Source organism: Acinetobacter sp. QJM3NY_42 (assembly GCF_056173745.1).
Genome location: NZ_CM149689.1, coordinates 2,453,959 through 2,467,861, shown reverse-complemented (window position 1 = coordinate 2,467,861; position 13,903 = coordinate 2,453,959). Strand labels below are relative to the sequence as shown.

Genomic DNA, 13,903 nt, shown 5'->3' with positions numbered 1-13,903 from the left:
TTGAAATGAGAAAAATAACAAAATTAAAGTGGCTCAGTGTCTGTATATTTATGGCACAGCATTCTTATGCATTGCAGCAACTTTCTGATACGTCATTAAGTACAGTCACCGGTCAGGATGGTATTTCTATTACTCATGAAGTATCTAAAGTGGTTATTGATCAAGCAAACTGGGTAGATTATTCCAACACTGGAAAAATGAAACTAGGTTTACATAATGTCAGAGTAGAGGGAACCCATCAGCAGAATATCAAAAGTACTTTAGATATTGATGTCGGGAAAACTGAGCGGGGCGTAGGAATAAAAATACAGGGCAGTATTTCACCTTTTCAGGCGACTGTCGAAAAACTGATGCTGATCTGTGATACTAGTTGCACGAACACCGTGGCTCAACAAAACCTGGGTTCCTTGAGCCTCGCGACTATCTCGCCACTTATTTTTAATCTGGAAACAACAGCGGGCTTGTTTAACCGTGACGAGAAAGCTCATCTGGATTTCAGACTACAAAATGCCAGTATTGGTTATGGCTTGAATGGCCATAATCTGACCTTGAAAGATTTAAATTTTAATATTTCAGCGGATGGATATATGTATATCGACCCGACAGAAGGAATTGTACTGGCCACAAAAAGTAAAAATGGAGCCACAGATCATGTAATTGAACTGGGCCGGGTTTCTGATCTAACTGATGTTCATTCAAGCCGGAGTGATGCTACTAACCCTGGAGTAAACCTAGATTTACGTTACGGTTCTGACCCCGCTAACCAGAAAAACCTGATCCGTATGGGAGCATCAGGTGCTTTAACCAATGGCAAGATTTTTCTAAATGCTGACCAGACAGGACTGGCAAATTTTAATACAGTTAATGCTACAGATTTGAAAGAAACAACACGTAAAGCACAAGGGTATGATACCAAAGGTGGATTACACTTAGGGTTGGCAGCAGAGTTTACCCGTCAGGGAAATCCATTACTTACTGCTAATCATCAGGCTACAACTCTTGAGTTAGGTCATACGGGTAAAGGCAGTTATGCGATCGAATTTTCTAACTTGTCTCCCTTGGCCATTCGCAATGCAAATAGTATAACTGCTTATAACACCCAAAATGCTTATATAGACTTGGGTGATATCTATATTAATGCTGCCCAGACACCTACATTAAGTTTTATCATTAATGAAAATATGAGAAAGGTATTGGGTGAAACAGCAGTTGAACTGGTCTATAACATAGTGCCATCCGGTACTACACAAAATATTGCCTTACTGGCTATGCGTGGTATGGACTTTCAGGCGATTTCCCGTAAAGCAAGATTCATTTCTGATAATTCTATGGCAGCATTAACCAATCAAAGTGCGGAATGGGGTATTGGTATTCCTATTTTTAACTTAAATACCAATCTTGCCCTATTTTCTAAGAATTATAGTTACCACGGAAGCAGCAAAGCCGGGTTAGGCTATAACCTGGCTTTGTCTACAGAAGGTTATGGCATTGACCAGAAAACCAATACGCCTAGTACTACCTCGCTTATTATTGTTGATGGCGCAAGAGGTTCGCATGGTGAAGAAGTAAATTATTATGCAGGTTTCAGAAATATAGATGCGTATTTAAAATCTGATGGTGTCATCGGATTTGAAGATGAGGGAATCTACATTAAGGCTGACCACTTGTTACTCGCTGCTAAAGCAGAAGTCGCAATTGGCCAGTTACCTGGCTCTTTATATAATTGTCCGGCTGGGGTAACAAGCTGTGATAAAAAGGTAGTACCCATTGATAACTTTGCTCGCAAAAATGATGTTTTAACCTCGTTGGCATTTAAACTGGATGGTAATGGTGAGTTGTTTATTATTCCGGGTATTAACCCGACTGAAGGGAATCTGGATAGCAATTTTTTAACTCTAAAGGCAAATTTCGATTTTAGCGAGTTAAATACTTCACAAAAGCAAGAGCCTTCAGTGCTAGGAAGCTATGTAAGTCTGATTAATGAAGACATAAGGTCAGATGGCACGTCTAAAACTTCAAGCATAAATATCAATAAAATGCAGGGTAGTGTCGGTCTTGAATCTAGAGTCTATGTAAAGCAGGATACCGTGAAGGTAGACAGTCAAATACAGTTTAACCGCCCTTCTACATTAATGAGCCCTGGACAAGTTAATACATTGAATGCAGGTAAGATTTTTAAAGCAGAGATGGCGATGTCCCCTTCAGGTAGCATGCAAAAGATTGCAGACCTTGCAATTACGGGTGGCACCATGCGTAGTACTTTAGGTATTACACCACGCTAGATTATAAAAAGAACAGATAAGGAAAGATAATGAAAAAGACTGGTTTAGGTATTTTGTTTGTCTCTATATTAAGCAGTTCAACCCTATATGCGATGACAGAGTTAGATGACAATGCCCTCTCACAAGTTGAAGGGCAGGCTTTATTAAATTTAACATATAATCAAGGCATAAACTCTGGCTCTATGCAGCAAAGCAATATGGGATTTTATCGTTTAGGACTGGCTGCTGAATTATCTCTGAATGCCAATATTAAGAAATTACAGTTAGGATGCGGGGGAAGTAAGGGAGCAGGCTGTGATATTGATATTGATAATATTGCTCTGACTGGAATAAATCCTGTAGATGGTTCATATGTAAACTCAGATTTTGTCTTAAATAATCCTTTCATTGAATTTGCTATTGATAATCCTAATTCAGCAGCCACACGTCAAGTGGCTGGTTTCCGTCTGGGTGCACTTTCAGCTTTAGGTATGATGAGTATAGGTGGAAATTCAGATTTAAGTAAACTTAATGATGATAAGGGGATTAATAGTTTAAGTGGTGATATTGGAGTGAGAGTTACAAATGCTAATATTAAAGGCATCCAAGTCACCCTATTGGGACTACCAATATCGACGGCAGATGCGAAAGTTACAGATTATGCTACTACTCTAGTGGTAAATCGTTCCTCTACATTTGATCTATTAGGTATGGACGCGAATAGTACTTTAAATATTGCAGGCTATCCATTATTAAAGAATCTTCATTTAGATACCAATATGAAAGATATTCCATTTAGTACCGTCCATCGCTTAGTAATTGCAGATAGCAATGGGGGGGCAACAAGTAATGCTTCTCTCTCATTACAGAATAAGGATATTTTTTGGCAAAATGTAACTGATAACTCTTGGAAAGCAAATGCAGCTCAAAAAGGCTGGTGGATGTCTATTCCTGATACGCAGTTTGCAAATTTAAATATGGACGGATCAAATGTTAAACTTCCTATTTCAAGTGCGGTTGGAGGTTTATTAGGAGCAACAGTTAATATTGATCCTATGGACTTAGGTCAGCTGCCTATTTCCAACTGTTACGGTGGCCTTAAATTCTGCTAATAAAAAAATCCCGCATTGAGCGGGATTTTTTATGGAAACCTATTTAGCAAGTTTTGCCAGTAATTCATCTTTGTTAATGTTAACTGATTCTATATCAGTACGGCCTTTATATTCAAAAGTACCCGCATCCAAGCCTTTTTCACCAATCACAATTCGATGTGGAATACCAGTGAGCTCCAGGTCAGAGAACTTAACGCCTGGGCGCTCATTACGGTCATCTAGCAGTACATCAAAACCTTGAGCTTGTAGTTCGATGTACAGTGCTTCAGCGGCCTCCAGAGTGCGTGGCGACTTATGGGCATTCATTGGTACAATCGCTACTTCAAAAGGAGCAATGGCAGCAGGCCAAATGATACCTTTTTCATCATAGTTTTGTTCAATTGCTGAAGCAATTACACGAGTTACCCCAATACCATAACAACCCATAGTAACGGTAAGTGGCTTGCCATCTTCTCCCAAAACTTTACAGCCTAGCGCTTCAGAATATTTTTTACCAAGCTGGAAAATATGTCCGACTTCAATACCACGCTTAATTTGTAAAGTACCTTTGCCATCTGGAGATGGATCGCCCTCGACCACATTACGCAAATCATAAACTTCAGTAAATGATGCATCACGTTCCCAGTTCACTCCAGTTGCATGTTTGTCAGCTTCATTCGCTCCAGCAACAAAATCTGAAAGTACTGAAGCAGCACGGTCAACAATTACGGTAAGCCCTTTCTCGACCAGCCCTTGGGGACCAATGAAGCCAGCAGTCAAGCCCAGTGCGGCAATTTGTTCTTCAGTCGCGAAAGTGAGCGGTGCAGCAATCAGTGGATGCTTCTCTGCTTTAATTTCATTAAGCTCATGGTCACCACGCAAAAATAATGCAATTACAGGTGAGTGACCTTTTTCATCGGCGATACCCTGCACGAGGAGTGCCTTAACAGAATGGGCAGGATCAGTGTTCAAGAAAGTTGAAACATCTGCAATGGTTTTTTGATTTGGCGTGTCTACAATTTCGAGTGCTTGAGTAGGCGCTGCACGTTCTCCCACTAAAATAGCCTCTGCCATTTCAATATTGGCTGCATAGTCCGACTCTGTCGAGAAAGCGATATCATCTTCACCACTTGAAGCCAGCACATGAAACTCATGTGAACCTGAGCCACCAATAGAACCTGTATCTGCTTGTACCGGACGGAAATCGAGTCCTAATCGACTGAAGATCCTGCAGTAAGTTTCATACATCACATCATAGGTTTCTTGTAGGGATGCCTGGTCAACATGAAAAGAATAGGCATCTTTCATGATAAATTCACGTGAGCGCATAACGCCAAAGCGCGGTCGAACTTCGTCACGAAACTTGGTCTGGATCTGGTAAAAATTGATTGGCAACTGCTTGTAGCTTTTAAGCTCATTACGCGCCAGGTCAGTGATTACTTCTTCATGAGTCGGACCGAGTACAAACGGGTTAGTATGACGGTCATTGAAGCGCAGTAATTCCGGACCATATTGTACATAACGGCCAGATTCTTCCCAGAGACTGGCGGGCTGGGTCACGGGCATAAAAGTTTCCAGAGCACCAGCCCTGTTCATTTCTTCACGTACAATCGCCTCTACTTTATTCAGCACACGTACGCCCATCGGCAACCAGGTATACAGCCCTGAAGCCAATTTACGAATCATCCCAGCTCTTAACATGAGCTGATGCGAAATAACTTCTGCATCATTTGGGGTTTCTCTTAACGTTGCAAATAGAAAGCGGCTTGCGCGCATGAAAACAGTCCTAAAAGTGAGCATTGTAAAAATAAGATTATACGACAAAAGATGAGATGAATATTTCATCTCATTTTTTTCATGGCCTGATTATGACATTAATTTACGGAATTGACGTATCATCAAGTTCTTTAGATCATCCAGATAAGTAAAAATGATTGGAACCACGACCAGTGTCAACAACGTAGAGGTAATCACGCCACCAATTACAGCATGAGCCATGGGCGAACTCTGTTCACCACTTTCACCTAAGCCCAGTGCCAGCGGTACCATCCCCATGACCATAGCGCTAGTTGTCATCAGAATGGGTCTCAAGCGTGTTGTACCCGCAGCAACAATGGCATCGTAGCGGTCCATTCCACTTTCAATTCCTTTTTTAATAAAATCAATCAGCAAAATGGCATTTTTAGTCACCAGACCCATTAACATGATGATACCGATAATCGAGAACAGGTTCATGGTCGAGTTAAATAAATAGAGGGCCAAGAATACCCCAATCAGTGAAAGGGGGAGAGAAGCCATAATAGCAGCCGGATGAATAAAGCTATTAAACTGTGAACCTAAAACAATATAGATAAATACAATAGATAAGGTAATTGCAGTGATTGCATATCCTAAAGATTCAGCCATATCTGCATTAGCACCTTCTGTGTCGAAACTATAGCCAGGCGGCAGCTTGAACTGGGCTTGCATGGCATCAATATCCCCGCCAATATCGCCAGCAGGGCGTCCTGAAGTATTCGCTTCAATCAACACTTCACGGGACAGTTCACGGCGGTTAATCTGGGACGCACCTGAAGTTTCCTTGAAGCTTGCGACCGTTGCTAGCGGAACTAGAATATTCTGGTTGTTATTATCCAGTTTTTCTGAAGTAATATACATATTCTGGATATCACTTGGCAGAGTGCGCGCATTTTCACTCAGGCGTAGATTGACGTCATAGTTCTCACCACGTTCATCTTCCCAGGTTGTGACGTTATCACCTGCAATTAGTGGACGTACGACATTTGCAATCTGGTTCACTGATAGTCCTAAATCACTCGCCAAGACACGATTAATACTGACAGAGAGTGTGGGTTTTGGCTCTTTAAGAGAAGTTTCAAGATCAACTACACCATTAATTTTTTTCATTTCTGCCATAAAACGGTCGGATATTCTCTGAAGTTCATCCAGATCGGGTCCTTTGATTGAAATCTGGATAGGTTTGCGTCCACCAGAAACGACCTCATCTGCCGATGCCACTGAAGTAATAGTAATACCACCGACCTGTTGTAACCGGTTACGCAGGTCATTGTTCAGATCATTTAAGGTTTGTTCACGTTCGTGTCTTGGCGTAACAGTCACCCGGATGCTGCCGTGGTTTTTTCCGCGGTCAGTCATACCGTTAATTACGCCATATGTGGTCTGTACTTCCGGGTGCTGCCGAATAATATTTTCGACCTGTTGCAGTTTTGCCTGGGTATATTGCAAAGAGGCATCAACCGGAGTTTCAAACTTTACCCGAATAGAACCTTTGTCAGGTGTAGGTACAAATTCAGTACCGATCAGTTTTGACAAGGCAAATGCCCCAAATAAAGAAAGCACAGCAATCAATACTGTTAACAGGCGAAAGCGTAAGGCTAACCTGAGCAACTTTTCATAAACTGCTGTCAGGTCATCCAGCTTTTTAGAAGTCCATGCAAAAAAACGAGTTAAAGTATTCTGTTTTTTAGGTCTATCTTTGCGTTCAGCCCAGTGTGCAGAGAGCATCGGGTCAAGAGTAAAGCTGACAAACATGGAGATCAGGACAGCGGTACTTACAGTAACGCCAAACTGATAGAAGAAACGGCCAATAATGCCACCCATGAAAGCAACAGGCAAAAATACAGCCACAATGGTAAGGGTAGTTGCCAGCACTGCCAGTCCAATTTCTTTAGTACCATCAAGTGCTGCGGTCACATGATCTTTACCCATATCACTGTGCCGGACAATATTTTCCCGAACTACAATCGCATCATCAATTAGTAAGCCGATACTTAAAGAGAGTGCCAGTAGAGTCATCATATTGATAGTAAAACCAAATGCCCAGATAAAGGTTAGTGTTCCAAGCAAGGCAATCGGCAGAGTTAAACCGGTAATGACAGTAGAGCGGAAAGAACCTAAAAACAACAGTACAATAATAATTGCCAGTACCGCCCCCTCTACAATGGTACGGGCAACGTCCTTAATGGTGGATTGAATTGATTCTGAGTTATCAACTACTACTTTTAGCGTAGTACCTGCCGGTAACTGTTGCTCGATCCGGTCAATGACTTGATAGGCATTTTTGACCACATCTACAATATTGGCGTCCGCACTACGTAAAATATCAATGGCAACTGCTGACTTGCCATTTAAATAGGCCGCGGTTTCCATTTCAGCCTGAGAGTCGGTAATCGTGGCAACCTGTTTTAGGTAAACTGGAGTACCTTGTTTATTGGCTATAATAAGCTCGCCGAACTGATACGGATTGAGAACCTTGGCCTGAATTTCAACCACCAGTTCCGAGTCAGGTTGCTGCAACGCTCCACCTGGAATCTGTACATTTTCATTTTTTAAAGTATTAATTACCTGGTCAATACCGACTCCAAAGCTTCGGAGCTTTTTGGGATCGACTGCAATGCGGATTTGTCGCTGTGCATCGCCGAGCAGATTAACGTTACCGACTCCTTCTACAGTCCTTAACTGCGGTAAAATCCGCTGATCCAGATAAGAGCTCAGGTCTTTTAATGACATGTTATTAGATTCGAATACCAGCGACATGATGGCACTTGAGGTCGGATCATACCGCTCTACTACCGGATCTTCAATTTCATCCCTGAACTGTGCTGTTACTGATGCAATTTTATCGCGAACGTCTTGTGCGGCTACAGAGGATGAAATATCCAAGTCAAATTCTGCCACAATGGTTGAAAGCCCTTCGCTTGAGGTCGAGGTAAGCTTTTTCAGGCCTGAAATGGTGTTAATCTGATCTTCCATTTTTTTTGTAATTTCAGACTCAACCGTTTCCGGGGATGCGCCTGGGTAACTGGTATACACCACTACAAAGGGAAAATCTACGTCGGGATATTCTTCTACACCCATTCGTTGCCATGAGGCAAGTCCCAGCACCATCAAACATAACATCATCATGATAGTAAAGACCGGGTACTTCACACTGATCCGCGTAAACCACATATGTCTAGATCCTTATGATGCAGGCTTGCTGATACTGACCGGCTGGTTAACCTGATCATTGGAAAACTGGACCCGGCTGACCACATCCGTATTTTGCAGTCCTTTTACCACAGCCGTATTATTGCTGAAGTCTTGACGCAGAAGAGTAAGGGGAACCTTGGTAATACGATTATTGCGGATAGCCCAGACATATGGGCTCTGGTCTATGCTCTGAATCACATCTAGAGGTATAAGCTGACCCTGAAGCTGGTCACTGCTAATGATATAACCTTCAACAAAAGCACCAATACTTAGGGACTGAATGGCTTCATTTGGTCTTGCAAAGAACTCAATCTGGCGGCTGACCTGATTAGCAATTGGTGAAATCCGGCTTAAGGTTGCAGTGAGCTGCGCCGAGTTACCCTGAATCTGGTATTCGATTTTCTGGCCGACTTTCAAGGCCTGCTGCTGATCAGCTGGTAAGGATGCCTGTATTTCCAGCTGGCTAGGATCAACAATTTCAAATAAGGTCTGACCGGCGCTCACTGTCTGGCCCGGCTCCACTTGGCGTGCAGTAATTACACCTGAAATCGGACTGCGTAAAATACCGTCTCGGTCAGCTTTTTGTGCAATATCTACATTCGCCTGTTGAGCTTCTGACGTTTTCCTGCTGGCCTCTATAGTCAACCTGGGCTTCTTCATACTCTACCTTGGAGATAAATCCTTGATTAAAAAGGCGACGTTTACGTTCTACCATTAAACGGCTCTGTTCAGCCTGAGCACGGGTAGAGGCTAAATTAGCTTGTGCTTGAGCCAGTCTGGCAGCATTATCCTGATTATTAAGCCGCACTAGCACTTGGCCTTTATGAACAGACTGACCTACGGATGCATTCACTTGAGTGGCAGTTGCTGTAATTTGTGCCTGAATTGAGCTTTGATTTACAGCTTTAATTGTTCCGGTAAAAGCCGTTCTATTAAATAAAGTACCACTTTTAACCGGAATCAGATCTTGAGGAATCAGTTCAATTTTAGTGGCTTCGGTCGGTGTTGCAACAGGTTCTGACCTGTCACAGGCTATTAAGGCCAGACAGAGACATAACAGGCTTATTCTGGGAATAAGGTCAAGAGTAGGCAGAGTCAATATACGCGTTGCTACTCGCATGCATATTCATCCTTATGTTCAGCATAATGCTTTTAAATTATTTTTCTCTAAAAAGCTTACATTATTCAATGGCTTTTAAACGTGAGATAATTCTGTCGTATTGGGCTTGGGTATTGCGATAGTTCGTTTGTAAAGAAGTAATATTATTTTTAATGAGAACAAGATTCTGATAATTGCTGTTCAGACTATTTTTCAAGACAGCAGGTACAGGTTGGCCTTTCCTTAAATAATCCATTTCCTGCCGTTTAAAATAGATCCGGTCACTCTGTAATTGTCGAAGCTGGTCTTGTTGAAAACTAAGCTGTTTTTTGAGGTTAGCTAAATGTTCATCACGTTTAGCCTGAGCTACTCGGCTGTTGGTATATGCTCTTTTAAGTTTTAGGTCCTGTTCACGCTCTCGGGCCTGAACAGCGCGCTGTGGAGCCTGCTTTATGTCTTTATCTACATTGTAGGGCCGACTGCGTTGAATAACCTGCATATTCTGATCTAGTGCTTCATATCCATAACGAATATGGGCCGGTGTCACCGAGGTACTAATATTGGCAATACCATTATTATCATAATAACGGTACCACACCGCTTTAGGTGTTTCAGTGACATTTGCAATAACTGGAATAGTCAGGCAGCTCAGGCTGCAAACCATCAAAAACTCACGGGTTATATTTTTCGTTCGTATCCAGCAACTTTTAGCTATAGCATGTAACACCATAAAATTCCCCAACACACTGGACCGAAGCACTTATCTTTCAGTAATAAAATTGTTATATTAGAGCTGATTTTTGCAGTTAAAAATACGGTATAGGCAAAAAAAAACCAGTTTCTGATAAAAACATAAATTATCTTATTGATTTAAATGACACCCTGTAAAGCTATACTTAAAATGTTCATTGGAAATACAAGTAAATTTATGTTAAAAAAGTTGAATAACTGTAAAAATTAATCCGTCAAATATTATGTTGAATAAGCGGGAAGGCCGATTAGATGGAAGACAAATTTCAAAACCTTAAGGTTATGGTAATCGATGATTCAAAAACTATTCGCCGTACAGCAGAAACTTTGCTGCAACGTGAGGGCTGTGAGGTAATTACCGCAGTTGATGGTTTTGAAGCATTGTCCAAGATTGCCGAAGCCAATCCTGATATTGTCTTTGTCGATATCATGATGCCGCGTCTAGATGGTTACCAGACCTGTGCACTAATTAAAAACTCACAAAATTATCAGAATATACCGGTCATTATGCTGTCTAGTAAAGATGGGCTATTTGATCAGGCTAAAGGTCGTGTAGTGGGTTCGGATGAATATCTGACCAAACCGTTTAGTAAAGACGAATTGCTCAATGCAATACGTAATCATGTCAGTGTCTAGAAAAAGAACTTGGGGAAGAAAATGGCTCGTATCTTGATTGTTGATGACTCACCTACCGAAACTTTCCGTTTTAAAGAGATCTTGACCAAGCATGGTTATGAGGTTCTTGAAGCGACTAATGGCGCAGATGGGGTAACTATTGCCCAGGCAGAATTACCGGACCTGGTATTGATGGATGTGGTGATGCCGGGTGTTAACGGTTTTCAGGCAACTCGTCAGATTGCTCGTGGTGAAACAACTAAAGATATCCCGGTGGTCATTGTCAGTACAAAAGACCAGGCAACTGACCGGGTTTGGGGCAAGCGTCAAGGCGCCCGTGACTATCTAACCAAACCTGTTGATGAAAATAAACTAATCGAAGTAATCCAACAATACCTCAACGCAGGATAGTGCTATGGCAGCAAATGGATTTATCGAATTACTTCGGCTGGCAAAGCGTGGCAACCGTAGCTATGCTGCCAGCAATAATGAAGTAAACCGGTGGTCAGGTATTGCTTTTGAAATGCTGGGGCAATATTTTGTTGCTCCACTTGGGGAGGTTTCTGAGGTTATTTATCCTCCAAAGTATACCGCAGTTCCTAATACTCAGCCTTGGGTACGTGGACTGGCTAATATTCGGGGAAGACTACTTTGTGTGGCTGACTTGGCACAGTTTATATCTGGACAACGCAGCAATTTCTCACCTACTCAAAAAGTACTCTGCATTAGTCATAATGAACAATATGTGGGTGTGGTGGTCGATCGGGTTTTGGGGATTCAGCATTTTAACAAACAAAGTTTTTTTTCAAAGAATGACGGGCTAGAGGATCAGTTAAATCCATATTGTCAGGGTTATTTTTATCAGCATAACCAGCATTGGCATGTGTTTTTATTCAGCCGTTTATTGAAAGACTCACAGTACATGAACGCATCTACAAAATTTATAAACTAATTTGACGCGCCTACTCAATAAAAGCGTTTTCAGGGGAGAGGCTGTATGGGCTTTAAACTCAAAAAGAAAAATACGGGAGAAAGCGGTGCTGCTCACAGCAGTAATGCGTTTTTAACCAAAATACAAACACAAGTCGAAGACTTTGCACGGTTATTTGGAGATAGTTCCAAATCTAAACCGTTTATTTATGGGGCAGCATTATCTTTAATTCTATCCGTTATTCTTTTACTGTTTTTATTCTATAGCGTACCTCGTCATAATGAGTTAACTCGTAGTTTGGGGGAATTGCGTCTACTGTCGCAAACTATTTCCCGTCAAGCAACCGAGGCGACTGCTTCTGGAACGCCTGAGTCCATTAAAACCCTGTCACAGTCACAGGCGCGCTTTGCTGAAAACCTAGAAACTGTACAGGATATTCATGGCTCAACTGATGCCGAGGTTCGGCAGGTTGAACAGACCTGGAATGCGGTATCTCGAAATATTGACCAGATTACCAGCCAGCAAAAAATTATTAACAAACTCTACGATACCAATATTGCTATTTCTGAAACCATTCCAGGTATTCAGGCAGAATATAACCTGCTAGTCGACCAGATGGCACGACAAAATATGAGTAGTAGCCAGGTAGTTATTGCTAAAAACCAGGTATTTATTGCAGAACGTATCTTGCGTTCGATCAGTTCCGTACTTGTAGGTAATGACAGCTCACGTGAATCTGCAGACGACTTCAATGCTGATACTGAAACTTTCGGTACTTATCTCAATGCACAGCTGAACGGCAGTAGTGAGCTAGGTGTAGAGCGTATTAATGACCCTGCATTACGTGAATCTCTAACCAATATTCAAGATGAGTATAATGCGGTCTTAAAATCTGCTGCAGCGACAGTTCTAAATAACTCCAACCAGATTGTTCAGGTCCGTCAGGCATCAGCACAAATTTTCTCTCAATCTGACGAATTGCTGGCAGCTCTAAACAAACTGACTGAGTCGGCAAGTAGTAACTGGGCAGAAGTGGCTCTTGCAATTCTGCTGCTGGCTTCAATTGCTGCCTTGATTTTCTCTGTAATTAAACTTCTGGCACTACGGGGGGCAACGGATAAACAGCGTGTGACCCGCCTACAGGACGAATACGACCGTAACCAGAATGCAATTTTACGTTTGCTGGATGAAATTGCAGATCTTGCAGATGGTGACTTGCGTTCTTATGCAACCGTATCTGAAGACTTTACTGGTGCGATTGCGGACTCGATTAACTTTGCGATCGACCAGTTACGTGATCTGGTATCACGTATCAATGAAACCTCGCAAGAAGTATCACGTTATACCCAAAATACGCAAAATATTACTAACCAGCTGGCTGAGGCTTCAGAACATCAGGCTCAGGAAATTGCCGGCGCTTCCAGTGCAATCAGTGAAATGGCAACCTCAATTGACCAGGTATCTGCCAATGCTTCTGAATCTGCCGAGGTTGCACAGCGCTCAGTACAGATTGCTTCTAATGGTGCAGATGTTGTAAACCGTTCTATTGAAGGGATGGATACCATCCGTGAACAGATTCAGGAAACATCAAAGCGTATTAAGCGTCTGGGTGAGTCTTCTCAGGAAATTGGTAATATCGTTTCCCTCATCAATGATATTGCAGACCAGACAAACATTCTGGCATTGAATGCGGCTATTCAGGCATCGATGGCTGGTGAAGCAGGCCGTGGCTTTGCTGTGGTTGCAGATGAAGTACAGCGTCTTGCAGAGCGCTCAACCTCTGCAACGAAACAGATCGAGACACTGGTAAAAACTATTCAGGCCGATACCAATGAAGCAGTAATCTCGATGGAGCAAACCACAGCCGAGGTAGTACGCGGTGCCAATCTGGCAAAAGATGCGGGTATTGCACTGGATGAAATTCAGAAAGTATCAGGCGATCTGGCAAAACTGATTGCGAGCATTTCTGATGCTGCAAAGTTACAGGCTGCTTCAGCAGGTCATATTTCCAGTACCATGAGTATCGTACAGGAAATTACCTCGCAGACCACCAGCGCTACTTTCGATACTGCACGTTCAGTATCAGAGCTGGCCAGTATGGCAGAGTCACTACGTGAATCTGTAACTGACTTTAAACTGCCTGAATAATCTCAATAAAAATAGA

9 protein-coding genes and 1 pseudogene are annotated in these 13,903 nt (G+C 42.2%); 6 read left to right on the top strand and 4 right to left on the bottom strand.

Going from position 1 to position 13,903, the window contains the following annotated elements:
* The first annotated feature begins 5 nt into the window (after nucleotides 1–5).
* Both AC0VYT_RS11690 and AC0VYT_RS11685 read left to right on the top strand, forming a co-directional pair.
* Entirely contained in the window at nucleotides 6–2,282 is a 2,277-nt protein-coding gene (locus AC0VYT_RS11690) for a DUF6160 family protein (RefSeq protein WP_005018745.1), read from the top strand.
* Between the two features lie 29 nt (nucleotides 2,283–2,311).
* Nucleotides 2,312–3,373, top strand: a complete 1,062-nt coding sequence (locus tag AC0VYT_RS11685; RefSeq protein ID WP_005018748.1) for a hypothetical protein — start codon at nucleotides 2,312–2,314, stop codon at nucleotides 3,371–3,373.
* 39 nt (nucleotides 3,374–3,412) lie between these two features.
* Here AC0VYT_RS11685 and AC0VYT_RS11680 read toward each other — a convergent pair whose 3' ends face one another.
* The 4 genes and pseudogenes from AC0VYT_RS11680 to AC0VYT_RS11665 all read right to left on the bottom strand — a co-directional run bounded on the left by AC0VYT_RS11680 (nucleotide 3,413) and on the right by AC0VYT_RS11665 (nucleotide 10,107).
* On the bottom strand, nucleotides 3,413–5,128 hold the full coding sequence (locus AC0VYT_RS11680; protein ID WP_005018749.1) for a proline--tRNA ligase: 1,716 nt from the start codon (nucleotides 5,126–5,128) through the stop codon (nucleotides 3,413–3,415).
* Nucleotides 5,129–5,218: 90 nt separating this feature from the next.
* Entirely contained in the window at nucleotides 5,219–8,323 is a 3,105-nt protein-coding gene (locus tag AC0VYT_RS11675; protein WP_005018753.1) for an efflux RND transporter permease subunit, read from the bottom strand.
* A 12-nt stretch (nucleotides 8,324–8,335) separates the two neighbouring features.
* Nucleotides 8,336–9,464 (bottom strand): annotated as a pseudogene (locus AC0VYT_RS11670) (efflux RND transporter periplasmic adaptor subunit).
* A 61-nt stretch (nucleotides 9,465–9,525) separates the two neighbouring features.
* Nucleotides 9,526–10,107: a hypothetical protein gene (locus AC0VYT_RS11665; protein ID WP_005018758.1), complete on the bottom strand. Its 582-nt coding sequence runs from the start codon at nucleotides 10,105–10,107 to the stop codon at nucleotides 9,526–9,528.
* Between the two features lie 338 nt (nucleotides 10,108–10,445).
* On the opposite strand from AC0VYT_RS11665, the gene pilG reads away from it, so the two are divergent.
* The 4 genes from pilG to AC0VYT_RS11645 are packed head-to-tail and all read left to right on the top strand — an operon-like array spanning nucleotide 10,446 to nucleotide 13,887.
* Nucleotides 10,446–10,829, top strand: coding sequence for a twitching motility response regulator PilG (gene pilG, locus AC0VYT_RS11660; protein WP_005018759.1), 384 nt, complete (start codon nucleotides 10,446–10,448; stop codon nucleotides 10,827–10,829).
* A 21-nt stretch (nucleotides 10,830–10,850) separates the two neighbouring features.
* Nucleotides 10,851–11,219 carry a response regulator gene (locus AC0VYT_RS11655; RefSeq protein ID WP_005018768.1) on the top strand — a complete coding sequence of 123 codons (369 nt, stop codon included), beginning with the start codon at nucleotides 10,851–10,853 and terminating at the stop codon, nucleotides 11,217–11,219.
* Nucleotides 11,220–11,223: 4 nt separating this feature from the next.
* Nucleotides 11,224–11,760 (top strand): chemotaxis protein CheW, encoded by a 537-nt coding sequence (locus tag AC0VYT_RS11650; RefSeq protein ID WP_005018769.1) that lies wholly within the window; start codon nucleotides 11,224–11,226, stop codon nucleotides 11,758–11,760.
* Between the two features lie 45 nt (nucleotides 11,761–11,805).
* Nucleotides 11,806–13,887 (top strand): methyl-accepting chemotaxis protein, encoded by a 2,082-nt coding sequence (locus tag AC0VYT_RS11645; protein ID WP_005018770.1) that lies wholly within the window; start codon nucleotides 11,806–11,808, stop codon nucleotides 13,885–13,887.
* Nucleotides 13,888–13,903 lie beyond the last annotated feature (16 nt).

Excerpts from the sequence above, each read along its gene's own strand:
- AC0VYT_RS11690 (WP_005018745.1), top strand. The coding sequence starts at position 6 with ATGAGAAAAATAACAAAATTAAAGTGGCTCAGTGTCTGTATATTTATG.
- AC0VYT_RS11685 (WP_005018748.1), top strand. The coding sequence starts at position 2,312 with ATGAAAAAGACTGGTTTAGGTATTTTGTTTGTCTCTATATTAAGCAGT.
- AC0VYT_RS11680 (WP_005018749.1), bottom strand. The coding sequence starts at position 5,128 with ATGCGCGCAAGCCGCTTTCTATTTGCAACGTTAAGAGAAACCCCAAAT.
- AC0VYT_RS11675 (WP_005018753.1), bottom strand. The coding sequence starts at position 8,323 with ATGTGGTTTACGCGGATCAGTGTGAAGTACCCGGTCTTTACTATCATG.
- AC0VYT_RS11665 (WP_005018758.1), bottom strand. The coding sequence starts at position 10,107 with ATGGTTTGCAGCCTGAGCTGCCTGACTATTCCAGTTATTGCAAATGTC.
- pilG (WP_005018759.1), top strand. The coding sequence starts at position 10,446 with ATGGAAGACAAATTTCAAAACCTTAAGGTTATGGTAATCGATGATTCA.
- AC0VYT_RS11655 (WP_005018768.1), top strand. The coding sequence starts at position 10,851 with ATGGCTCGTATCTTGATTGTTGATGACTCACCTACCGAAACTTTCCGT.
- AC0VYT_RS11650 (WP_005018769.1), top strand. The coding sequence starts at position 11,224 with ATGGCAGCAAATGGATTTATCGAATTACTTCGGCTGGCAAAGCGTGGC.
- AC0VYT_RS11645 (WP_005018770.1), top strand. The coding sequence starts at position 11,806 with ATGGGCTTTAAACTCAAAAAGAAAAATACGGGAGAAAGCGGTGCTGCT.